General features: G+C 68.7%; 16 protein-coding genes. 2 read left to right on the forward strand and 14 right to left on the reverse strand.

The window, feature by feature from the left end; genetic code table 11:
* The first annotated feature begins 145 nt into the window (after window positions 1-145).
* Window positions 146-2,956, forward strand: coding sequence for a M16 family metallopeptidase (locus AC1DJ5_RS10470; protein WP_477020541.1), 2,811 nt, complete (start codon window positions 146-148; stop codon window positions 2,954-2,956).
* Window positions 2,957-3,250: 294 nt separating this feature from the next.
* Here the strand turns inward: AC1DJ5_RS10470 and AC1DJ5_RS10475 are convergent, their stop codons facing one another.
* From AC1DJ5_RS10475 to AC1DJ5_RS10495, 5 genes are all read right to left on the reverse strand, one after another.
* Window positions 3,251-4,513, reverse strand: a complete 1,263-nt coding sequence (locus AC1DJ5_RS10475) for a glutamate-5-semialdehyde dehydrogenase (RefSeq protein WP_441455028.1) — start codon at window positions 4,511-4,513, stop codon at window positions 3,251-3,253.
* On the reverse strand, window positions 4,510-5,649 hold the full coding sequence (proB, locus tag AC1DJ5_RS10480; protein WP_477020556.1) for a glutamate 5-kinase: 1,140 nt from the start codon (window positions 5,647-5,649) through the stop codon (window positions 4,510-4,512). The genes AC1DJ5_RS10475 and proB overlap by 4 nt, the downstream gene beginning before the upstream one ends.
* A gap of 453 nt (window positions 5,650-6,102) precedes the next feature.
* The gene (locus AC1DJ5_RS10485; protein WP_477020542.1) at window positions 6,103-7,542 is read right to left on the reverse strand and encodes an efflux transporter outer membrane subunit; all 1,440 of its coding nucleotides are present in this window, start codon (window positions 7,540-7,542) and stop codon (window positions 6,103-6,105) included.
* Window positions 7,542-10,817: an efflux RND transporter permease subunit gene (locus AC1DJ5_RS10490; RefSeq protein WP_477020543.1), complete on the reverse strand. Its 3,276-nt coding sequence runs from the start codon at window positions 10,815-10,817 to the stop codon at window positions 7,542-7,544. The genes AC1DJ5_RS10485 and AC1DJ5_RS10490 overlap by 1 nt, the downstream gene beginning before the upstream one ends.
* Before the next feature lie 6 nt (window positions 10,818-10,823).
* A complete protein-coding gene (locus AC1DJ5_RS10495; protein WP_441455025.1) occupies window positions 10,824-12,017 on the reverse strand; it encodes an efflux RND transporter periplasmic adaptor subunit in 1,194 nt (397 codons plus the stop codon).
* A 150-nt stretch (window positions 12,018-12,167) separates the two neighbouring features.
* On the opposite strand from AC1DJ5_RS10495, the gene AC1DJ5_RS10500 reads away from it, so the two are divergent.
* Window positions 12,168-12,776 carry a TetR/AcrR family transcriptional regulator gene (locus tag AC1DJ5_RS10500; protein ID WP_477020544.1) on the forward strand — a complete coding sequence of 203 codons (609 nt, stop codon included), beginning with the start codon at window positions 12,168-12,170 and terminating at the stop codon, window positions 12,774-12,776.
* Between the two features lie 51 nt (window positions 12,777-12,827).
* On the opposite strand, the gene leuB is transcribed toward AC1DJ5_RS10500, so the two are convergent.
* From leuB to ilvD, 9 genes are read right to left on the reverse strand one after another with little or no spacing between them, the layout of a single operon-like run.
* Window positions 12,828-13,928, reverse strand: a complete 1,101-nt coding sequence (gene leuB, locus AC1DJ5_RS10505) for a 3-isopropylmalate dehydrogenase (RefSeq protein ID WP_477020545.1) — start codon at window positions 13,926-13,928, stop codon at window positions 12,828-12,830.
* Entirely contained in the window at window positions 13,928-14,518 is a 591-nt protein-coding gene (gene leuD / locus AC1DJ5_RS10510; protein WP_441455022.1) for a 3-isopropylmalate dehydratase small subunit, read from the reverse strand. Before leuD ends, leuB begins: the two co-directional genes overlap by 1 nt.
* The gene (leuC, locus tag AC1DJ5_RS10515) at window positions 14,511-15,968 is read right to left on the reverse strand and encodes a 3-isopropylmalate dehydratase large subunit (protein WP_477020546.1); all 1,458 of its coding nucleotides are present in this window, start codon (window positions 15,966-15,968) and stop codon (window positions 14,511-14,513) included. Before leuC ends, leuD begins: the two co-directional genes overlap by 8 nt.
* Window positions 15,955-16,923, reverse strand: coding sequence for a branched-chain amino acid transaminase (locus tag AC1DJ5_RS10520; protein ID WP_477020547.1), 969 nt, complete (start codon window positions 16,921-16,923; stop codon window positions 15,955-15,957). The genes leuC and AC1DJ5_RS10520 overlap by 14 nt, the downstream gene beginning before the upstream one ends.
* The gene (locus AC1DJ5_RS10525; protein ID WP_477020548.1) at window positions 16,907-18,163 is read right to left on the reverse strand and encodes a 2-isopropylmalate synthase; all 1,257 of its coding nucleotides are present in this window, start codon (window positions 18,161-18,163) and stop codon (window positions 16,907-16,909) included. Before AC1DJ5_RS10525 ends, AC1DJ5_RS10520 begins: the two co-directional genes overlap by 17 nt.
* Before the next feature lies 1 nt (window position 18,164).
* The gene (locus tag AC1DJ5_RS10530) at window positions 18,165-18,410 is read right to left on the reverse strand and encodes an ACT domain-containing protein (RefSeq protein WP_477020549.1); all 246 of its coding nucleotides are present in this window, start codon (window positions 18,408-18,410) and stop codon (window positions 18,165-18,167) included.
* 2 nt (window positions 18,411-18,412) lie between these two features.
* On the reverse strand, window positions 18,413-20,146 hold the full coding sequence (gene ilvG, locus AC1DJ5_RS10535; protein ID WP_477020550.1) for an acetolactate synthase 2 catalytic subunit: 1,734 nt from the start codon (window positions 20,144-20,146) through the stop codon (window positions 18,413-18,415).
* A 30-nt stretch (window positions 20,147-20,176) separates the two neighbouring features.
* Complete coding sequence (gene ilvC, locus AC1DJ5_RS10540) at window positions 20,177-21,190, reverse strand: ketol-acid reductoisomerase (protein ID WP_477020551.1); 1,014 nt, start codon at window positions 21,188-21,190, stop codon at window positions 20,177-20,179.
* 3 nt (window positions 21,191-21,193) lie between these two features.
* Complete coding sequence (gene ilvD, locus AC1DJ5_RS10545; RefSeq protein WP_477020552.1) at window positions 21,194-22,933, reverse strand: dihydroxy-acid dehydratase; 1,740 nt, start codon at window positions 22,931-22,933, stop codon at window positions 21,194-21,196.
* Window positions 22,934-23,999 lie beyond the last annotated feature (1,066 nt).

The following is a 23,999-nucleotide window of genomic DNA, read 5'->3' on the forward strand; positions in this document are numbered from 1 at the left end:
CCATTCGTATGGGTGCGCCGCAGCATAAATTCTCGCGCCGACCGGCGCGCAGGACCGGATCGGCGTATTAAATTTCGGAAAGGTTTGTTTCCCGCGACATAGCAACGTTACGGTCGGTCATCGCGCTATCGCATCGGGGGACTTCATGACCATCACCGCACGCCGCCTAGCCCTTATGGGCGGGGCCGCCGTCAGCCTTCTGGCCGCCGCCGCCCACGCCGCTCCGGCGCCCGCCGCCGCGCCCGCCGCCCAGAACCGGGCCGCCGCCGCGGCAGCCCTTCCGGCCCTGCCGGACGTCGACATTCCCTTCACCAAGATGGTGCTGCCGAACGGCCTGACCCTGATCGTCCACGAGGACCACAAGGCGCCGATCGTGGCGGTCAACATCTGGTACCACGTCGGCTCCAAGAACGAGCCTGTCAGCCGTTCGGGCTTCGCCCACCTGTTCGAACACCTGATGTTCAACGGGTCGGAGAACTACAACAACGACTTCTTCAAGGGCACGGAGCTGCTGGGCGCGACCGACCAGAACGGCACCACCAACACCGACCGCACCAACTATTTCCAGAACGTGCCGACCTCGGCGCTGGACTCGATCCTGTGGCTGGAAAGCGACCGGATGGGCCATCTGCTGGGCGCCATCGATCAGGCGCGCCTGGATGAGCAGCGCGGCGTCGTCCAGAACGAGAAGCGCCAGGGCGAGAACCAGCCCTATGGCCGCGTCTGGGACGCCATCACCAAGGCCACCTATCCGGCCGACCATCCCTACGGCCACACGGTCATCGGTTCGATGGACGACCTGAACGCGGCTGACCTGGAGACGGTCAAGGCCTGGTTCCGCGACTATTACGGCGCGGCCAACGCCACCATCGTTCTGGCCGGAGACATCACGCCCGAAGAAGCCAAGGCCAAGGTCGAGCGCTATTTCGGCGACATCCCCTCGGGCCCGCCTGTCACTCACGCCAATCAGATGATCGCCAAGATGACCGGCGCTCAGAGCGAGACCATGTTCGACCGCGTCGGCCAACCGCGCCTCTACAAGGTGTGGAACACGCCGCAGGCCGGCGCCGCTGACGCCGACTATCTGGGGATGCTGGGGCAGGTGTTGAGCCGCGGCCGCAATTCGCGCCTCTACAAGCGGCTGGTGTTTGATGATCAGATCGCAACGGGCGTTCAGGCCGGCAACAATGACAGCGAGATTGGCAGCCAATTCCTGGTCATCGTCACGGCCAAGCCCGGCCAGGACCTGAAGCGGATCGAAGCCATCGTCGACGAGGAAATGGCCAGGCTGCTGCGCGACGGCCCGACGGCCGACGAGCTGGAGCGTGCCCGCACCGATGTCGGCGCGGCCGTCATCCGCGGCTCGGAACGGATCGGCGGCTTTGGCGGCAAGTCCGACATCCTGGCCAAGAGCCAAGTCTATCGAGGCGATCCGGGCGCCTGGAAGGCGGGCTATGATCGCATCCTGGCGGCGCGTCCCGCCGACCTGACCGCTGCGGGTCGCCGCTGGCTGACCGACGGCAGCTACGCCCTGTCGGTTCTGCCCTTCCCCGACTATTCGGTCGCGGCGACGGACGTCGATCGCTCCAAGGGCGTGCCGACCCCGGGCGCCGTGCCGGCGGCGGACTTCCCCGATATCGAACACGCCACTCTGTCAAACGGGTTGAAGGTCGTTCTGGCGTCGCGCGGCGGCGTGCCGACGGTGAGCATGAACCTGATCGTCAACGCCGGCTCGGCGGCGGACGGGGCCGACAAGGCGGGCATCGCCCAGCTGGCCCCGGCGGTGATGACCAACGGCACCACCCATCTGGACGCTCTGCAGATCAGCGACCGGATCCAGCTGCTGGGCGCCACGCTCGGCGCCGGTTCGGCGACCGATTACAGTTCCGTGTCGTTGACGGCCCTGACGCCGCGTCTGGCGCCGTCGCTGGATCTGTTCGCCGACGTGATCGAGAACCCGGCCTTCCGTCCGGCGGATTTCGCCCGCGCCCAGGCGCAGCAGGTGTCGGGCATCCAGCAGTCAAACCGCAACCCCGGCGCCATCGCCAACCGCGTGCTGGCGGCGAACGTCTATGGGCCGCAAAGCCCCTATGGCCGACCGACCTCGGGCACGGAGCAATCGGTCGGCGCCCTGATGCCGCAGGACGCCAAGGCCTTCCACGCCGCCTGGTTCCGGCCGGACAACGCCACCCTGGTGGTCGTCGGCGATATCAGCATGGCCGAGCTGAAGCCTCAGCTCGAACGGGCCCTGGGCGGCTGGCATGCGCCCTCGACGCCGCTGCCGGTCAAGGCTCAGGCGGTGACGGCGACCGCGCCCTCGACGCCTCGGGTGCTGATCGTGGACCGCGCCGGCCCGCAGTCGATCATCATGGCGGGCCGCCTGGCGCCGGCCTTCGACGCGGCGACCCAGCCGTCCCAGGTCGCGTTCAACACCGCGCTCGGCGGGGCCTTCACCAGCCGGATCAACATGAACCTGCGTGAGGACAAGCATTGGTCCTACGGGGCCTCGGCCGGCGTGCGCACCGCCAACGGACCGCGCATGTTCGCGGCCACGGCGGCGGTTCAGGCCGACAAGACCGCCGAGAGCGCGGCCGAGCTGCGGCGGGAACTGAGCGAAGTGGTCGGTTCGCATCCGGTGACGGACGGTGAGCTGACCGCGGTCAAGGCCAACCTGATCCAGGGCATGGCCGGGGACTGGGAGACCAACGCCTCGGTGATGGGCGACCTGACCCAGATGGTCGTGTTCGGCCTGCCGGAGAACTACTACGACGGCTATGCCGCCGGGGTGAAGGCGACGACGACCACGTCCGCCGCCGTCGCTGCGCGCGCCATCGTCGGCGACGGCCCGACGACCTGGGTCGTGGTCGGCGACCGCGCCGCCATCGAGCCCAAGATCCGCGCCCTGAACCTGGGCGAGGTCCAGGTGGTCGATACCGAGGGTCGGCCCGTCAACTGACGGAAGGGTCCTGAAGACCGGAAGAGGGCGGCGCTGCGGCGTCGCCCTTTTTGTTGGGCCTACCGCCCTTTGGGCGGCTTGAGGCGCATTGTTCCAGGCCTACCGCCCTCTGGGCTGCTTGAGGCGCATTGTTCCCGGCCTACCGCCCTCTGGGCTGCTTGAGGCCCGCGCATGGTCGGCGTCATCCCGGAAACGGCGGAGCCGTTATCGGGGACCGCCCAAGATGCTGGCGGTGAGTCTGTGGCGGTCCCGGCTCGGCGCGGCTGAGCCGCTGGGCCGGGGTGACGGCGCGGGCTAGGGCCGGGTCTGGCCCTGGCCGCGCACCACGTACTTGTAGGTGGTCAGCTGTTCGGCGCCGACGGGGCCGCGCGCGTGCAGTTTCGAGGTCGAGATGCCGATCTCGCCGCCGAAGCCGAACTCGCCGCCGTCGGCGAACTGGGTCGAGGCGTTGATCAGGACGATGGCGCTGTCGATCCCGTTGGCGAAGCGTTCGGCGGCATCGGCGTCGGTGGTGATGATGGCCTCGGTATGACCCGAGCCGTAGCGGCGAATGTGCTCGACCGCGCCCTGCACCCCGTCCACGACCCGCACCGACAGGATGGGGGCCAGGTATTCGATGGTCCAGTCAGCCTCGGTCGCTGCGGCGGCCTCGGGGACCAGGGCGCGGGTCGCTTCGTCGCCGCGCAGTTCGCAGCCGGCGGCGATCAGGTCGGCGGCGACGGCGGGCAGCAGGCGCTCGGCGGCCGCGCGATCGACCAGCAGGGTCTCGGTGGCGCCGCAGACCGAGACGCGGCGCATCTTGGCGTTGACGGCGACGCGGCGGGCGACGTCGAGGTCGGCGGCGGCGTCGAGATAGGTGTGGCACAGGCCTTCGAGGTGGCCGAGCACGGGCGCTTTCGCTTCAGCCTGAACGCGGGCGACCAGGCTCTTGCCGCCGCGCGGGATGATCAGGTCGATGGCCCCCTCAAGCCCAGACAGGATGGCGCCCACCGCCTCGCGGTCAGGCACGGGCACCAGCTGGATCGCGTCGGCGGGCAGGCCGGCCTCGGTCACGGCGCGGGCGACCACGGCGGCGATGGCGCGCGAGGACTCCAGGCAGTCCGAACCGCAGCGCAGGATGGCGGCGTTGCCCGAGCGCAGGCAGAGGGCGGCGGCGTCGGCGGTGACGTTGGGGCGGCTCTCGTAGATGACGCCCAGCACGCCAATGGGGGTGCGGACGCGGGTGATGTCCAGACCGTTGGCGGGGGTCCAGCGGGCCATCTCGGAGCCGACCGGATCGGGCTGGGCGGCGATGGTCTCGACGGCTGTGGCCATGCTCTCGACGCGGGCGGGGGACAGGGCCAGCCGGTCGATCAGGGCCTCGGACAAGCCCGAGGCGCGGGCGTTTTCGATGTCGCGGGCGTTGGCGGTCAGGATCTCGGCCTCGGCGGCGCGCAAGCCGGCGGCGAGGCGGGTCAGGGCCTCGGTGCGGGCGTCCGGCGTTGTGGCGCGAAGGGCGTCGGCGGCGGCGCGGGCGCGGCGGCCCATGTCGAGCATGAGGGCGGCTACGTCGGTCATCGGGTTTCCAGCACCAGGTCGTCGCGGTGGATCACGACGGAGGGGCCGCGATAGCCCAGCAGGGTTTCGATCTCGTCGGAATGGCGGCCCCGGATCAGGGCGATCTCGTCGGCGGGATAGGAAGCCAGACCGACGCCGACGACGGCGCCGCTGGTGTCGAGCAGGCGCAAGCTGTCGCCCTTTTCGAAGACGCCGCTGACCGAGGCGATGCCCGAGGGCAGCAGGCTCTTGCCCGACTTCAGGGCGCGCACGGCGCCGTCGTCCAGCGTCAGGGCGCCGCCGGGGGCCATGCTGCCGGCGATCCACTGCTTCCACGCGGCCAGCGGCGTGGCCGGGGCGGTGATCAGGGTGGCGCGGGCGCCCTCGGTGACGGCCTTCAGCGGATGCAGGGTCAGGCCCGAGGCGATGACGGTGGCGCAGCCGGCCGAGCGGGCGATCTGGGCCGCGGCCAGCTTGGTGGCCATGCCGCCGGTGCCGACGCCGGCCGCCGTATTGGCCCCGGTCGCCATGCTCAGGATGTCAGGGCCGAGCGTCTCGACCAGCGGCAGGTGGCGGGCGTCGGGATCACGGCGCGGGTCGGCGGTGTAGAGGCCGTCGACGTCGGACAGCAGGATCAGCAGGTCGGCGCGCGCCAGTTGCGCGGCGCGGGCGGCCAGCCGGTCGTTGTCGCCGTAGCGGATTTCCTCGGTGGCGACGGTGTCGTTCTCATTGACCACGGGGACGACGCCGTGGGCCAGCAGGGCTTCGACCGTGGCGCGGGCGTTGAGCCAGCGGCGGCGGCGTTCGGTGTCGTCGCGGGTCAAGAGGACCTGGGCGGTGATCAGGCCGTGCGGGGCAAGGGCCTCTTCCCAGGCGTGCATCAGCAGGGTCTGGCCGACGGCGGCGGCGGCCTGCTTGTCCTGCAGCCGACCCGGCGTGGTGTTCAGCCGTCCGCGCCCCAGGGCCACGGCGCCGGAGGAGACGACGATGACCTCGCGGCCTTGCTGGCGAAGGGCGGCGATGTCCTGAGCCAGGGAGGCCAGCCAGTCGCGAGCGACGGCGCGAGTCGCGTGGTCGATGAGCAGGGAGGAGCCGATCTTGACCACCACGCGCCGCGCGTGCGCCAGCGCCGTCGCAGGCGAGGCCTCGGCGGCGATCTCGGCGGCGGCGGGGGAGGGCGCGGCGGGAGCGGTCACGCCCCTGTCCTAGAGCATTCTTCACGCGGGGGTCACGCCATGAGCGCACAAATTTTCTGCAAACGACCTCCAATAGTTCCAATAGAGGGTTGGCCTTGCAGCGGGACAAGCGGACGTCGAGCGCACGGGGCGCCCGATCCTCGGGTAAAGCCCTCCCCCTCGATGGGGGAGGGTTGGGTGGGGGTGGAGGCAGACTGTTCCGAATAAAGGCTGGAGAGACGCCGCGCCTCATGCGTTCAACCTTCGAGGTAGCGCCCTCACCCCCATCCCCGGCCTTCCCCCATCGAGGGGGAAGGGAGACAGTCGGCCTTGGCGATCAATGGACTGTGCCAACACTCAACGTGAATGCGGCCAAAAAAACGCCCGGCGGGGTCGAACCTGCCGGGCGTTTGCATTTCAGCGATGATCGGAAGATCAGGCTTCCGGGTTGGGGGCCTGGTCCCAGCCGCCCGCCAGCGCCTTGAACAGGGCGATCTGGTAGGTGGTGACCTGAGCTTCCGAAGCGGCGAGGGCGGCGTCGGCGCCGGCCAGGGTCCGTTCGGAATCCAGCACCGTCAGGAAACTGTCGGCGCCGGCGTCGAAGCGTAGGCGCGACAGGCGGGCGGCGGTCGCCGCCTGATCCCGCGCCGTGGTCAGGGCCGTGCGACGGTCCAGTTCGTTGGCGTAGGCGCTGAGCGCCGTCTCGGTTTCCTGCAAGGCCGTCAGCACGGTCTGGTCGAAGGTCGCCAGGGCCGCGTCGGTCAGGGCGCCCGCCTGTTTGATGCGGGCGCGGGCCACGGCGATGTTGGGGAAGGACCAACTGATCAGTGGGCCGACGCTGAAGTTGAAGCTGGTGGACTTGCCCAGTTGGTTCGTTTCAAGCGCCGAGGTGCCGACCGACCCGCCCAGGCTGATGGTCGGATAGAGGCTGGCGGTGGCCACGTTCACGCGGGCGGCGGCGGCCGCCAGCTTGCGCTCGGCCTGACGCACGTCGGGACGACGGGCCAGAAGCGCCGCGCCGTCGCCGATCGGGATCGGCTGCGACAGCTGCGGCGGCGACTGGCAACCGCGCGCCGCCTCGCTGGCCTCGGCCGGGGTGCGCCCGGTCAGGGTGGCCAGACGATAGAGGGCGCCGTCGCGCTGAGCCCGCAGGGGCGGGAGGCTGGCGCGGGTGGATTCCAGCGCCGCGCGGGCGCGGGCCACGTCCAGACCATTGCCGGAACCGCCATCCAGCAGGCGCTGGGTCAGGTCGACGGTCTTGCCTTGCAGATCGATCGTGCGTTCCGCCACCGCGATCTGGGCGTTGGCCGAACAGGTGTCGGCGTAGGCCCGGGCCGTTTCGGCAGCGACCGAGATGCGGACGATCTCCAGCGCCTCACGAGCGGCGTCGGCGTCGGCGCGGGCGGCGCGGATGACCGAGCCGACGCGACCGAACAGGTCGATCTCATACGCCATGTCGAGACCGGCGCTATAGGTCTCGACATTCTTCAACGGCTGGCCGTTGTTGCCGCCGACGGTATCGGCCGAGGCGCGGCCGTATTGGCCCGAGGCGCTCAGATTGGTCGAGGGCAGACGCCCGGCGCGGGCTTCGGACAGCGAGGCCCGGACGGCGCGCAGATTGGCCGCGGCCGCCTCCAGGTCATTGTTCTCGGTCAGCGCCTGCTGGATCAGACCGTCCAGCGTGGCGTCATTATAGAGCCGCCACCAGTCGTCGCGGGCGGCCTCGGTCGAAACCGAGGCGTTCTGGGAGCCGATGAAGGCGCCCGACGCCTGGGGGGGAAGGGCGGCGTCGGGGGCCTTCGGCCCGACCGCGCAGGCTGCGAGAAGAAGCGCGGCGCTGGAGGCGGTCAGGAGGGGAAGGGCTTTACGGTTCATCAGGCGTCTCCCAGGCGCGGGCTGGCCGATTGGGGCGCGGCCGGCGCGGGGTCGGTGGGGTCGTACGGATCATGGGCGGGCGTACCGTAGGTGGTCGGCAACTCGCGCGGTTTGGAAGGCTTCTGGGGCAGTTTGGCCGAGAGCCAGCGCATCATGACGTAGAAGACCGGGGTGAAGATCAGGCCGAAGAAGGTCACGCCCAGCATGCCGGAGACGACGGCGGTGCCCAGCGACTGGCGCATTTCGGCGCCGGGGCCCGTCGCCAGCATCAGCGGCATGACGCCGAAGATGAAGGCGAAGGAGGTCATCAGGATCGGACGCAGGCGCACCTTGGCGGCGTAAACAGCCGCTTCGAAGCGATCCATGCCGTTTTCTTCTTCCGCCTGTCTGGCGAACTCGACGATCAGGATGGCGTTCTTGGCCGCCAGCGCGATCAGGACGACCAGGCCGATCTGGACCAGGATGTTGTTGTCCAGACCGCGGATGTTGACCCCGATCATGGCCGCCAGCAGACACATGGGCACGATCAGCACCACCGCGAGCGGCAGGGTGAAGGCCTCATACTGGGCCGCCAGCACCAGGAAGACGAAGACGACGGCCATCACGAAGATGATCGAGGCGCCGCCCGAGGCTTCCTTCTCCTGAAGGGCCAGTTCGGTCCATTCGTAGCTGAAGCCTTGCGGCAGGGTCTTGGCCGCCAGCTGTTCCATCGCCGCGATCGCCTGGCCGGACGAGACGCCCGGCGCGGCCTGGCCCTGAAGCTCGGAAGCCGGGAACAGGTTGTAGCGGACGACGCGGGCCGGGCCGGAGTCCTCGCGCAGGTTGGCGACAGCGCCGATCGGCACCATGGCGCCGGAGGCCGAACGGGTCTTCAGGTTGGCGATGTCGGCGATGTCGTCGCGCGCCGACGGTTCAGCCTGGGCGGTGACGCGGAAGGTGCGGCCCAGCAGGTTGAAGTCGTTGATGTAGGACGAGCCCAGATAGACGCCGAGGGTATCGAACACCGCCGAAGGCTGGACGCCCATCATCAGGGCCTTGTCGCGATCGACGTCGGCGGCGATGCGCGGCGAGCCGGTGTTGTAGGTCGAGAAGACCTGCTGCACCTTGTCGGGCATCTGGGCGGCGCCGCCCATCATGGCGAAGGTGGCGCCTTCCAGCGCGCGGTAGCCCGCGCCGGAACGGTCCTGGATCATCATCTTGAAGCCGTTGCCGTTGCCCAGGCCCTGAACAGCCGGGGGGGCGATGACGAAGATATTGGCTTCCTGGATGCCGGCCGTGGCGCCGGTGATGGTGTGGGCCAGGGCGACGGCGGCCTGTTCCTTGGTGCGGTTCTCGAAGGCGTCGAGGCGCACGAAGATGGTCGCGGCGTTGGAGCCGAACGAGAAGCTGGAGCCGTCGAGACCGGCGAAGGCGACAGTGCCGTCGACGCCATCGGTTTTCTGGATGATCTCGTTGGCGCGCTTCATCACCGCTTCGGTGCGGTCCAGCGAGGCGCCGGCCGGAAGCTGGATGACGCCGATCAGGAAGCCCTGATCCTGTTCGGGGATGAAGCCCGACGGCGTGTCCACTAGGCGCCAAGCCGTCAGGCCCAGCAGACCGGCGTAGACGATCAGGACGAGCATCACCGTGCGCACCAGGCGCGCGGTCAGGCGACCGTACTTGTCAGAAAGCCAGTCGAAGCCCTGGTTGAACTTGGCGCCGGCCCAGCCGCCGTAATAGGCGAGCGTGCCCCACAGGCCCGGCTTGCGTTGATGGCCGTGGACGTTGTGCGGCTTGAGCAGCAGGGCGGCCAGGGCGGGCGACAGGGTCAGGGACACCACCAGGGAGATCAGCGTCGCCGAAGCGATGGTGACGGCGAACTGGCGATAGAAGATGCCGGGGATGCCGGGCACGAAGGCGGTCGGCACGAACACCGCCGTCAGCACCAGGCCGATGGCGATCAGGGCGCCCGAGACCTCCTGCATGGAGCGGTAGGCGGCCTCCTTGGGCATCAGCCCTTGGCGCAGGTAGCGCTCGACATTCTCGACCACGATGATGGCGTCATCGACGACGATGCCGACGGCCAGAACCAGGGCGAACAGCGACAGGGAGTTGATCGAATAGCCTAGCGCCAGTTGAACGGCGAAGGTGCCGACCAGGGCGACCGGGATGGCGATGATGGGGATGATCGCCGCGCGCCAGGTCTGGAGGAACACCAGGACGACGATGGCCACCAGGACGACGGCTTCGAACACCGTGTGCTGCACCGCCTCGACCGAGGCGGCGACGAATTCGGTCGGGTTGTAGGGGATGGAGGCGGCCATGCCGGCCGGCAGGTCGGCCTTGATGGCGTCGACCTCGGCCAGGACCCGTTTGGCGGTGCCCAGGGCGTTGGCGCCGGGTTGCTGGACGATGGCGATGCCGACGCCGCGCTGGCCGTCGAAGAAGCCGCGGATGCCATAGTCCTGAGCGCCCAGGTCGACGCGGGCGACGTCGCGGACGCGGGTCACGCGGCCTTGGGTATCGGTCTTGATGACCACGTCGGCGAACTGATCAGGATCGGACAGGCGGCCTTGCACCTGGACCGGCAGCTGGAAGGCGGCGGCGTTGGTGGCGAAAGGCGGCTGGCCGATGGCGCCGGCCGCGGCCTGCACGTTCTGGGCGCGCAGGGCGGCGACGATGTCGGGACCCGTCAGACCGCGCTCGGCCGCCTTGGCCGGGTCGATCCAGATCCGCATCGAATAGTTGCCGCCGCCGAAGACCTGGACCTGACCCACGCCGTCGATGCGGAGCAGGCGGTCGCGCAGGGTCGAGTTGGCGTAGTTGCCGACGTAGTCGTTATCCAGGCTGCCGTCCGGCGAGGTCAGGCCGACGATCATCAGGAAGCCGCTTTCGGCCTTGTTGACCGTCACGCCGATCTGGCGGACCTGTTCGGGCAGTTTCGGCTCGGCCAGGGCGACGCGGTTCTGCACCAGCACCTGGGCGGAATCGAGATTCGTGCCGGGCTGGAAGGTCACGGTGATCGCCACCGCCCCGTCCGAGGTGGACGAGGAGGTCAGGTACAGCATCTTCTCGACGCCGTTGACTTCCTGCTCGATGGGGGCCGCCACGGTCTCGGCCAGGGTCTCGGCCGAGGCGCCGGGATAGGCGGCGTTGATGGTGATCGTCGGGGGCGCGATCTCCGGATACTGCGACAGGGGCAGCAGCGGATAGGCGAACAGGCCGATCAGGGTGATGAACACCGATATCACGCCCGCGAAAATCGGGCGGTCGATGAAGAAGCGGGAGATGTTCATGAAGGATCAGCCCGCGTTGGCGAAGGAGGCGCTGGAGGCCGGCGCCGCCTGGGTGACGGGGGCCGCACCCGCTTGCGGGGCGACCGGGGCGATGGTCCCGTTCTTGGGCGAGACCTTCATGCCCGGCATCTGGATGCGCTGACCGCCGGCGATGACGACGCGGTCGGTCGGCTTCAGGCCCGAGCGAATGACGCGCAGGCCGTCGACCAGCGGGCCGGTCTGGACCGCGTGCGGGGCCGTCGTGCCGTCGGCGTTGACGACGATGACCACGCGACGCGCGGCGTCGGTGGCGATGGCGGCGTCAGGCACCAGCAGGGCCTGATAGGAACCGCCGCCGGCCAGTTGGGCCTGGCCGAACATGCCGGGCTTCAGGAAGCCGTCGGCGTTGGGGACCACGGCGCGCAGGCGGATCGTGCCCGAGGCGGTGTCGATGGCGTTGTCGGTGAAGTCGAGCGTGCCGCTGCGGTCATAGCTGGTCTCGTCCTGCAGACGGATGCGGATCGGCGCGGCGCCGCCGGTACGGGCGTCGCGCTGATATTTCAGCGCCAGGGCTTCGGAGCCGTCGAAGACGAAATAGATCGGCGAGGCCGAGACGATGGTGGTCAGGATGTCGCCCGCCGAGGAACCGCCGCCGATCAGGTTGCCCGGATCGACGCGGCGGTCGGACACGCGGCCCGCGATGGGGGCGACGACACGGGTGAATTCGACGTCCAGCTGACGGGCGCGGATGGCGGCGTTGGCGGCCGAGACGGCGGCCTGGGCCTGGGCCACGGCGCCGCGCTTGGCGTCGACCTCGGCTTGCGACACGGCCTGCGAGGCCAGCAGGCCCTCAGAGCGGGCGAACTCGGTGCGGGCCAGGGTCAACTGGGCCTGGGCCTGGGCCAACTGGGCCTGAGCGGATGCGAGCGCGGCCTGGGCCGGGCGCGGATCAAGCGTGAACAGCAGTTGGCCCTGGCGGACGAAGTCGCCGTCCTTGAAGTGGACGGCCTGGATATAGCCGCCGACGCGGGCGCGCACATCGACCGAGCGAGGGGCCTCGAAGCGGCCGGTGACCTCGTCCCAGTCGACGACCTGACGGACCAGGGGGGTGGCGACCGTAACGGGCGGCGCCTGAGGCGCGGGGGCCTGGCCTCCCTTGGAACAGCCATAAAGGGCGGCCGTCATCAGGACGGACGCGACCGCGATCTTCACCGTGCGCATCGGCGCATTCTCCTGTTGGGAGGGATTTCATACATAACAGACCGGCGCTCTTCGGGGGAGAAAGCGGCAGTCAACGTTGGGTGACTTAATGATGAGGGCGGTTCCGCTTGTCAACGCCTGATGACAAAGCCATATAGGCGGTAAGGTTTATTGGAGTACGACCCATTGGTCCTGTGCGACGCCCCCCGACCGCGTAACGCCAACGCGACCCGTCAGGCTATTCTGGAGGCGGCGCGTGAACGCTTTTGTTCCGAAAGCTACGACGACGTCGGCATGCGCGACGTGGCGCGCGACGTCGGCGTGGATGCGGCCCTGATCAGCCGCTACTTCGGGTCCAAGGAAGATCTGTTCGTCGCCGTCCTGGACAGCTGCAAGAACGGCCGCGACCTGATGGACGGCGCGCGCGAGGACTTCGGCGAGCGGCTGGCCCGCGAGATCGTCTATGGCGAGGTCATGCCCTGTCAGGACGAAGACGGCGGCGCCAAGATGCGGGGCCTGCTGATCCTGCTGCGCTCGGTCGGTTCGGCCAAGGCCATGGACGTCATGCAGCGCACCTCCAACAATCGCTTCTTCGATCCGCTGGCCCAGTGGATCGGCGGTCCCGACGCCCCGGTTCGCGCGCGTCTGGCGGCGGGCCTGATCATGGGGATGGCGATCGGGCGTGAGTTGTCGGACGGCTATTCGAAGCTCGATGAGGGTCAGAAGGCGGAGTTGGCGCGCCGGATGGCGGTGGCGCTGCAGGGCCTGATCGACAACTGAAAGCCAAAAGGGCGGACCGCGAGGCCCGCCCTTTCTTTATATTCTTAGGCCTCAGGCCCAGTGCATCGGCACGTGGCGCGCGGCGGCCCAGTGGATGGCGCGGATGGCGTCGACGATGGCGCGCGTGGCCTCGACGGTGCCCAGGGCGCCGCCCAGATCAGCGGTGACGGCGCCGGACGCTTGGACGGCGGCGACGGCGGCTTCGATGGAATCCGCCTCGTCCTCCAGGTCGAAGCTGTGACGCAGCATCATCGCCGCCGACAGCACCATGCCGATGGGGTTGGCCAGATCCTGACCGGCGATGTCGGGGGCCGAGCCGTGGATCGGCTCGAACAGGCCGGGGCCGCTGCCGCCCAGCGAGGCCGAGGGCAGCAGGCCGATGGAGCCGCCCAGCACCGAGATCTCGTCCGACAGGATGTCGCCGAACATATTCTCGGTCAGGATGACGTCATACTCGCGCGGTTTGCGGATCAGGTGCATGGCCATGGAGTCGACCAGGGCGTGCTCCAGCGTGATCTGCGGATATTCCTCGGCGTGGATGCGGGTCACGACCTCGCGCCACAGGCGGCTGGTCTCCATGACATTGGCCTTGTCGACCGAGGTGACCTTGCCGCGACGCTGGCCGGCGGCCTGGAAGGCGGCGCGGGCGACGCGTTCGATCTCCTCGACCGTATAGACGCACAGGTCCGAGGCGCTGGTTGCCGTGCGGGTCTTCTCGCCGAAATAGACGCCGCTGGTCAGCTCGCGGAAGACGATCAGATCGACGCCCTCGACGATCTCCTTCTTCAGCGGCGACAGGTGGGCCAGGACCGGCGAGACCTGCAGCGGGCGCAGGTTGGCGTACAGGCCCATGGCCTTGCGGATGGCCAGCAGACCCTGTTCGGGACGGACCTTGGCGCCATCCCACTTGGGACCGCCGACCGCGCCCAGCAGGACGGCGTCGGAGGCCAGGCAGGCGGCCTTGGTGTCTTCGGGCAGGGCCTCGCCGGTCGCGTCGATGGCGGCGCCGCCGATCAGGTGCTCGGCGAACTCGAAGCGATGGCCGTAGATGTCGCCGATGCAGGTCAGGACGCGCTCGGCGGCCAGGGCCACCTCAGGGCCGACGCCGTCGCCGGGCAGGACCACGATGTTGAAGGTGCGGGTGTTGGGCATCAGTTGGTCTCCGGCTCACGGAAGCGTTCGTAGGTCTGGATGTAGGGCAGCTTGGCTTGCAGCCAGCCGAGGGTGTCGACGCCGTCGAGCAGGCACTGGCGGGCGAAGGCCTCGACCTTGAACGGGACGGGGGCGACGTTGCCGCGCCGGATCTCGCCGGCTTCCAGGTCGATGGTGACGGGCTGTTCGGGATGGGCGGACAGGTCGTCCCAGGTCGCCTGATCGACGACGATGGGCAGGAAGCCGTTCTTCAGCGCATTGGAGGTGAAGATGTCGGCGATCTCGGTCGAGATCACCGCCCGGAAGCCATAGTCCAGCAGGGCCCAGGGGGCGTGCTCACGCGACGAACCGCAGGCGAAGTTGGGGCCGGCCAGCAGGATGCGCTGTTCGGTCGGATCGATGCGGTTCAGCACCGCCTCGGGCTTGGCCGAGCCGTCGGCCTCATAGCGCCAGTCGTGGAAGGCGTGGACGCCCAGACCCTCGCGCGTCGTGGTGGTCAGGAAGCGGGCCGGGATGATCTGATCGGTGTCGATATTGGCCTGGCTCAGGGTCAGGGTCTTCGACGTCAGGACTTTGAACGGTTCAGACATGATGTTTCTCCCCTACCGCCGCGCGCGCGGCGCTCGGCTGCATGAGGGGAGCCTCCGGCAGATAGGCGCGCGGGTCGGTCAAGACGCCGGCGACGGCGCTGGCGGCGGCGGTGGCGGGGCTGGCCAGGATGGTGCGGGCGCCCTTGCCCTGACGGCCTTCGAAATTGCGGTTGGAGGTCGAGACCGCCAACTGGCCGGGGCCGACGAAATCGCCGTTCATGGCGATGCACATGGAGCAGCCGGGGATGCGCCATTCGGCGCCGGCGGCGATGAAGACCTGATCCAGGCCTTCGGCCTCGGCTTCGCGACGCACGGCCTCGGAGCCGGGGACGACCAGCATCCGCACGCCCGGCTGGACCTTGCAGCCCCTCAGAACGTCGGCGGCGGCGCGCAGGTCGGGCAGGCGGCCGTTGGTGCAACTGCCGATGAAGACGACGTCGACCTTGTGGCCGGTCGTCGCTTCGCCCGCGGTGAAGCCCATGTAGTCGATGGCCTTGCGGTCCGAGTCCGAGCGCGGCTGCGGCACGGGGGCGCCGACGGGGGCGCCGGCGTCAGGCGTGGTGCCCCAGGTGGCCATGGGGCGGATGGCGGCGCCGTCCAGCACGACTTCCTGATCGAAGGCCGCGCCGGGATCGGAGGCCAGGGTCAGCCAGTCGGCGGCGGCGGCCTCGAAGTCGGCGGGGACATGGCGGCGGCCGCGCAGCCAGTCGATGGTGACGCGGTCGGGGGCGATCATGCCCGCGCGGGCGCCCGCCTCGATGGACATGTTGCACAGGGTCATGCGCCCTTCCATGTCCAGGGCGCGCACGGCCTCGCCGGCGTATTCGATGACGTAGCCGGTGCCGCCGCCGAAGCCGATGGCGGCGATGACGGCCAGAGCCATGTCCTTGCCCGAGACGCCGGGGCGCAAGCGCCCGTCGACGGTGACGCGCATGGATTTCGCCCGGCGCTGCAACAGGCATTGGGTGGCCAGGACGTGCCCGACTTCGGAGGTGCCGATGCCGAACGCCAATGCTCCGAACGCCCCATGCGTGGCGGTGTGGCTGTCGCCGCAGACCACGGTCATGCCCGGCTGGGTCAGGCCCAGTTCAGGCCCCATGACGTGAACCACGCCGCGTTGGTCGGAATCCCAGCCGGCCAGTTCGACGCCGTGGCGTGCGCAGTTGGCCTCCAGCGTCTCGACCTGGTTTTTGGCGGCGGCGGTGAAGTAGGGCCGCTCGCCGTCCGCGCCGGCCGGCAGGGTCGGGGTGGAGTGGTCCAGGGTGGCGAAAGTGCGGTCGGGGCGGCGGACCTTCAGTCCGCGCGCCTCGATTTCGGAGAAGGCCTGCGGCGAGGTGACTTCGTGGACCAGATGCAGGTCCACATACATCACCCCGGGCGTCTCGGCCGTTTCCGGCACGACGACGTGCCGGTCCCAGACCTTTTCATACAGGGTCCTAGGCGGGCTCATGCGCGCGCTCCTTGGGAGAGACGACGGCCTCGCCGATGGGCTCCAGCCAGCCGAAGCGGTCGGGGGTGGTGCCGTCGAACAGACCGCGGAAGGCCTTGTTGACCGCCTTGGTGATCGGGCCGGGACCGTTGGAGCGGGTCGGGATGCCGTCGACCGAGCGGACGGGGGTGATCTCGGCGGCGGTGCCGGTCATGAAGACCTCGTCGGCCACATACAGGGCTTCGCGCGGCAGGGTCTGTTCGCGGGCCTCATAGCCCAGGCTGCGCGCCAGCTTCATGACGCTGTCGCGGGTGATGCCCTGCAGGAGGGAGGCGGCGGCGGGCGGGGTCATCAGCACGCCGTCCTTGATCACGAACAGGTTCTCGCCGGCCCCTTCGGACAGCAGGCCGTCGGCGCCCAGGGCGATGCCTTCGCCGAAGCCGCGCACGCGGGCCTCGCGGCCGATCAGATAGCCGGACAGATAGTTGCCGCCCGCCTTGGCCCCCGCCGGGATGGTGTTCGGCGCGACGCGGTTCCAGCTGGAGATGCAGGCGTCGACGCCCTTCTCCAGGGCTTCCTCGCCCAAGTAGGCGCCCCAGGGGAAGGCCGAGATCATGACGTCGGTGCGGATGTTCTCAGGCGACGGGGACACGCCCATGCCGCACTCGCCCAGGAAGGCCAGGGGGCGCAGGTAGGCTGAACGCAGGCCCTCGGAACGGACCACGTCCTTGCAGGCCTGGACCAGTTCGTCCTCGGTGAAGGGCAGGGGGAAGTGATAGATGCGCGCGCTGTCGAACAGGCGGCGGATGTGGTCGGTCAGGCGGAACCCGCACGGGCCGTTCGGGGTGTCATAGACGCGGATGCCTTCGAACACCGAGGTGCCGTAGTGCAGGGCGTGGCTCATGACGTGAATCTTGGCGTCGGCCCAAGGCGTCAGGTCGCCATTGATCCAGATATTCTTAGCCAGCGGTTGCATAGGTCTTGTCCATTTGTGCGGAGGCGCCTGCGGCCGTCACGGCCGCGATGATGGCGGTCAGCTCCGCGTCATTGATTTCGCCGATCTGGTCGGCGCGATGTTTGAAGCCGGCGAAGACGTCGGCCAGGCGCTGGCCTTCCAGCACATGACCCAGGGCCTCGGCCCGCTTGCCGACCGCGTGGCGGCCGGAATGCTTGCCCAGCACGAAGTAGCTGCCCTCGAAACCGACGTCCTGGGGACGCATGATCTCGTAGGTGCGGGCGTCGGCCATCATGCCGTGCTGGTGGATCCCGGCCTCGTGGGCGAAGGCGTTCAGGCCGACGATGGCCTTGTTGCGGGCGATGACCGTCTCGGTCACTTCGCGCAGGGTCTCCGACGCGCGCACCAGGTGACGGCTCTCCGCGCCGACTGTCAGACCATAGCGGTCCGCGCGGGTGCGCAGGGCCATGATGATCTCTTCGATCGAGGCGTTTCCAGCGCGTTCGCCGATGCCGTTGATCGCGCCCTCGATCTGACGCGCGCCGCCCTCGACCGCGGCCAGGGAGTTGGCGACGGCCAGGCCCAGGTCGTTGTGAGCGTGCGACGAGAAGATCACGTCCGCGTGGCGCGGACGGATGATCCCGTCCAGATAAGCGAAGCGCTGACGCACTTCTTCGGGCGTGGCGTAGCCGACGGTGTCCGGCACGTTCAGCGTCTGGGCGCCCGCATCGGCGGCGGCCATCAGGGCCTCGGCCAGGAACTCCGGCTCGGTGCGGAAGGCGTCCTCGGCCGAGAACTCGACGTCGTCGAACATCGAGGCGGCGTATTCCACCGTGCGCGAGATCGTGGCCAGCACCTCGTTGGTGCTCATCCGCAGCTTGGCCGAGCGGTGGATCGGGCTGGTGGCCAGGAAGACATGGCAGCGACGATGCGATTTCGGCGCCGGCGACAGACCCCGGAACGAGGCGTCGATGTCCTTCTCGTTGGCGCGCGACAGCGAGGCGAAGACCGGGCCCTCGATCTCGCCGCAGACGCGCCGGATGCATTCCTCGTCGCCCGGCGAGGCGGCGGCGAAGCCGGCCTCGATCACGTCCACGCCCAGGTCGCGAAGGACATGGGCCATCTTCAGTTTCGACTCGACCGACATGGAGAAGCCGGGGGCCTGTTCGCCGTCGCGCAGGGTGGTGTCGAAGATGATGACGCGGTTGGGATCGGTCGCCGCGATTTCTGCGGTTCTGGATACTCGTTCTACTCGGGACATTTTACGCGGCCTCAGGGTGGAAAGACTGGATGCGAGCGACGCCGAACAGGCGGTCGATCTGGCAACCCAGGTTGTCGATGGAACGCGCGGCGTCGCGGCCGCGCACGGTCAGGGCGATGCGGCGCGAGGGGCCTTCGTCGGCCATGCTCATGCCGTCGATGTGGAAGCCGCGGCGCTCTACAAGGCCGATGAGACGCTGAAGCGAGCCGTCGGCCCGGTCGATCTGGATGTGAATGGTGTCGCTCATGGTCATGCGCCTTCCATCATTTCAGCGTTGCTCTTGCCCGGCGGAACCAGAGGCCAGACATTCTCTTTGGGGTTGATGACGACGTGGGCCAGGCAGGGGCCGTCGGCGGCCAGCAGGCGGGCGATGCCGGCCTCGACCTGATCGCGACGGTCGATGCGGAAGGCCTCGATGCCGAAGGCCTCGGCCACCTTCACGAAGTCCGGATTGTCGGACAGGTCGACCTCGGAATAGTTCTCCTCGAAGAACAGCTCCTGCCACTGGCGCACCAGGCCCAGCGAGGCGTTGTCCAGCAGGACGATCTTCAGCGCGACGCCGTAGCGTTTCAGCGTCGCCAGCTCCTGAATGTTCATCATGAAGCCGCCGTCGCCGGCGATGGTGACGACCGTGGCCGAGGGGTCGGCCAGCTTGGCGCCCAGGCCGGCGGGCAGGCCGAACCCCATGGCGCCCAGACCGCCCGAGGTGATGTGGGCTTCGGGACGCGAGAAGCGGCAGTGCTGGGCGGCCCACATCTGATGCTGGCCGACGTCGCAGGCGGCGACGAAGCGGTCGCCGGCGGCCTCGGACAATTGCTTCAGCAGGGCGGGGGCATAGACGCCTTCGCCCGGGGCGTCGTAGCGGGCGGCGTGACGCACCGCCGCCGTGGCGCAGCGGATGACCCAGGGGTCGATAGCCAGAGGCGCGCTTTTTTGGGGAGTGGGGGCCAGACGCGCGGTCAGGGCCTCGACGCCGGGCTTCAGTTCGCCGGCGACCGCTACATGGGTCTCGCGCAGCTTGCCGATCTCGGAGGCGTCGATGTCGAAATGGACGACGCGGGCGTGGGGCGCGAACTCGGCCAGCTTGCCCGTGGCGCGGTCGTCGAAGCGGGCGCCCAGGACGATCAGAAGGTCGGACGACTGGACCGCCTCGTTGGCGGCGCGCGTGCCGTGCATGCCCAGCATCCCCAGGAAGCCGGGGGCGTCGGTCGGGATGGTGCCCAGGGCGTTCAGGGTCGCGACGGCCGGGATGCCGGTGGCCTCGGCGAAGGCGCGGACGGCCTCGGTGGCCTTGGCGATCTTCACGCCGCCGCCGATGTAGATCAGCGGGCGCTCGGCGGCGCGGATGAAGCGTTCGGCCTCGGCGATCGCGTCGTGGTTCAGCGGGATCGTCTCGTTGGGGACGTTGAAGCCGAACGGGGCGACGGCGGTGGCGAACTGGACGTCCTTGGGCAGGTCGACCAGGACCGGGCCGGGACGGCCCGAGGCGGCGATGTGGAAGGCCTGTTCGACGGCGGCCGGAATCTCCGACGCGTCGCGCACTAATATAGAGTGTTTCACGATCGGCAGGGTGACGCCCAGGATGTCGATCTCCTGGAAGGCGTCGGTGCCCATGACGCCCTGGGGGACGTTGCCGGTGATGCAGACCATCGGCACCGAATCCATCATGGCGTTGGCGATGCCGGTGATCAGATTGGTGGCGCCGGGCCCGGAGGTGGCCATGCAGACGCCGACCTTGCCCGAGGCGCGGGCATAGGCGTCGGCGGCGAAGGCCGCACCCTGTTCGTGACGGACCAGGATATGCTTCAGGCCCGTGCCGGTCAGGGCGTCATAGATGGGCATGATGGCGCCGCCGGGGTAGCCGAAGACCACCTCCACGCCCATCCGCTCCAGGCTGGAGACGAGCAGGCGCGCGCCGGTGGCCGTGTCGTTCACGGTCGCCAGGGCGGAGGCGGTTTTCAGGGCGGGCGCGGCGGCGCTCATCGGGTCGGTCTCACTTTATATATGTGCAGGTCAGGCGGCTTCAGACTTGGCCGTCTGCAGCCAGGCCATCCGTTCGCGCAGGCGCGCGCCGGTCTGTTCGATCTGGGATTCGCTGTCGGCCTTCAGCCAGGCGGCGTACTGCGGCTTGCCGGCCTCGTTCTCGGCGATCCAGTTCTTGGCGAAGGTTCCGTCCTGGATCTCGGTCAGGACTTCCTTCATGCGGGCGCGGGTCTCGTCGTTGATGACGCGCGGACCGGAGGCGACGGCGCCCCACTTGGCCGTTTCCGAGATGAAGTGGTGCATCTTGGAGATGCCGCCCTCGTAGAACAGGTCCACGATCAGCTTCAGTTCGTGCAGGCATTCGAAGTAGGCGATCTCGGGCTGGTAGCCGGCCTCGACCAGGGTGTTGAAGCCCGAGATGACCAGCTCTTTCGCGCCGCCGCACAGGACGGCCTGTTCGCCGAACAGGTCGGTTTCGGTCTCTTCGCGGAAGCTGGTTTCCAGCAGGCCGCCGGTCGCGCCGCCGATGCCCTTGGCGTAGCCCATGGCGCGGTCTCTAGCCTTGCCCGTCGCGTCCTTCTCGATGGCGAACAGCGAGGGGACGCCCCGGCCGCGCGCGAACTCGCGACGGACCAGATCGCCCGGACCCTTGGGGGCGACCAGGATGACGTCCATGTCGTCGCGCGGCGTGATGCGGTCGTAGATGATCGAGAAGCCGTGGGCGAACAGCAGGGCGGCGCCCGGCTTGGCGTTGGGCTCGATGATGTCGCGATAGACCTCGTTCTGGATCATGTCCGGGGTCAGGATGGCGATGATGTCGGCGCCGCGAACGGCCTCGGCCGGCTCGGCGGTGGGGACGCGGTCGGCGGTGGCGTGTTTCCAGCCGGTGCCGCCCTCGCGAACGCCGACGACGACGTCATGGCCCGAGTCCTTCAGGTTCTGGGCGTGGGCGCGGCCCTGCGAGCCATAGCCGATGACGGCGATGCGCTGGCCGGCGATGGCGCCCGGCTTGATGTCGTCGTTGGTGTAGATGGTGATGGCCATGGTTCAGGCGTCCTCAGAAATCGGGGCGTTGGAATAGGTTTCGGCGGTTTGGGCCGGCGGGGGATTGGGAATGGTCACGGCCCCTTGCGAGGCGGAGGCGACGGCGGCGCGGTATTTCGCGAAAACGCCTTGCGCCGGACGGACCCGGTTGGGGGCGAAGTCCGCCCGGCGCGCCTCCAGATCGACGAGCACGTCGATCCGGCGGTTGGTGACGTCGATGACGATAGGATCGCCATCGCGAATGAGGGCTATCGGGCCGCCCGCCGCCGCTTCGGGCGAGACGTGGCCGGCGACGAATCCGTAGCTGGCGCCCGAGAAGCGGCCGTCGGTCAGCAGGGCGACGTTCTCGATCTTGCGGCCCTTCAGGGCGGCGGTGACCTGCAGCATCTCGCGCATGCCGGGACCGCCCTTGGGCCCTTCGTAGCGGATGATGATGACGTCGCCTTCGCCGACCGAGCCGTCCTGAACCGCGTGGAAGGCGTCTTCCTCGCAGTCGAACACGGCGGCCGGGCCCTCGAAGCGATCGACCTTGTGGCCGGTCAGCTTGATGACGGCGCCTTCAGGGGCGACGTCGCCATAGATGACGGCGTAGGAGCCGCGCGCCATGACGGGGGCGTCCATGCTGGTGACGACCTGCTGGCCGGGCGTTTCCTCGGCCTCGGCGGCCTCAGTAAACAGGCTGCGGCCGGAGACGGTCGGCGTGTTGACGATCTTGCCCGCCTCGGCCAGCCGCTGGGCGACCAGACGCGTGCCGCCCGCCGCGAACAGGTGCGAGGCCAGGAAGCGGCCGCCGGGTTTCAGGTCGCAGATGACGGGGGCCTCGACGCAGGCCTGGTGGCAGTCCTCGATACCGAAGTCGACGCCGGCCTCGGCGGCGATGGCGGTCAGGTGCATGACGGCGTTGGTCGAGCCGCCCGAGGCCGAGACGGCGATGGCGGCGTTCTTCAGGCTGGCGCGGGTGATGTATTTGCGGGCGGTGTCGCCGGCGAAGACGCGTTCGACGATCAGGCGGCCGCAGCGCTCGCCCTCGGCGCCTTTGCCGGGATAGACGGCGGGGACGTCGTTGGCGCCCATGGGCGAGATGCCCATCATCGACAGGGCCATGGCCATGGTGTTGGCGGTGAACTGGCCGCCGCAGGCGCCGGCGCCGGGGCAGACCGCGCTCTCGACCGCCTTCAGGCCCTCGTCGGACAGGGCGCCGGCGCCGTGGGCGCCGATGGCTTCGAACACCTCCTGGACCGAGACCTCCTTCTCGCCGATCCGGCCGGGCAGGATGGTGCCGCCGTAATAGACCAGGCCGGGGATATCCATCCGGGCCAGGGCCATGGCCGCGGCCGGAATGGTCTTGTCGCAGCCGACGATGCAGACGACGCCGTCCAGCTGGTGGCCCTCGACGGCCAGCTCGATGGAGTCGGCGACGACTTCACGGCTGATCAGCGAGGCCTTCATCCCCTGGGTGCCCATGGAGATGCCGTCGGTGACGACGATGGTGTTGAAGTCGACCGGATAGCCGCCCGCCGCGATGATCCCGGCGCGCACGTCCTTGGCGAGGCGGTCCAGGTGCATGTTGCAGGGGGTGACGGTCGACCAGGTGTTGACGATGGCGATCATCGGCTTGTCGAAGTCGGCGTCCTGCATCCCTGCGGCGCGCAGATAGGAGCGCGCCGCGGCCCGGGTGGGGCCCTGGGTGACGGCGGAACTGCGCGTATTGGGTCGTTTTTTGCTGTCGGAAGAGCTGGTCATCGGATTTTTGGAAGGTTCTGCCTAATGAGTCCGTGCCGGGCACATGAAAAACCCCGCTGCCGGAAGGGAGCGGGGTGAAGCGGGCGATTCTGGCTGGGTTCAGGTCAGGTCGCAGGCATCCACACCGCTCGGCTGAGCGGAATAAGGGATACGGTAAGAAGGAGGAGGCCCAGCGACAGCAGGCGCAGATCGGCAGCCGCTTTCGCGGGGCTCAGGATCACAGCAATGGCAGCGCGGTGGGACAAGGGAAAACCTCTAAACGAGGCGCTCTTATGCCGCCCTCCATGCTGCGATGCAACCCGACCTGGCGCGAATGTGGAATAAAAATGCGCCAAGGCGCCTCTCGCCCCATCTGCGACGCGCCTGTTCTGCGTTGGAGCGGCGATGGCGCAACATTTCACCCGTCTGCTGGCGGCGGGCGCTCGGCGCGTGTTCGGGGCGGGTTGTGTGCCGGTTCTGGCTCGCCAGGCCGGCCTGTCGGGCTGGCGCGCATTGGCGGGGTGGGGCCAAGGTCTGGAAAGCTTGAAGTGGCTTGTTCTGTCCGCGCGGCGGTCTGGACGCTCCTGCATAGGAGGGGGCTGCATCCTGGTATTTTTCCTGAGCGTCTATGGAGTCCTGTTCGTTCGGTTTTTCATGGAAGTGTCGTTCGCGGGGTTGTGGAGTCCGGGGGTGGTTTGTATATCCCCGCCTCGCTCGGAGACGGGCGGGGCCGCAGGGTTTCGGGATTGAGTTTCCGGGGCTTTGGCGGGGAGAGGGAGCTGAAAAACTTCTTGCTTCTGCCGGGCGGTTCGATTAGTCTCCGCGCTTCGATCAAATCGCTGATTTGCCGGTGCGGGAAGCTTTTTCGCTTCTCCCGTCGGTCTTCTGCGGCTTCGAAAGCTTCGGCATTTGGAACTGCAGAAAGGTTGGTTGGTTCGGTTGACTTGGAGCTCGGCCTTCATTAGATAGCCGCCTCCGCTGTTCCTTCGGGAGCGGCCGGGTGAAAAGAAGTTCTTTAAAAAGAACTGCTTGACACTGAAAACCAGGGGCGGTACACACCGCCTCCGCCGCAATCGGGCGTTAAACG

The sequence above is a fragment of the Brevundimonas sp. 01N35 genome (assembly GCF_056399785.1).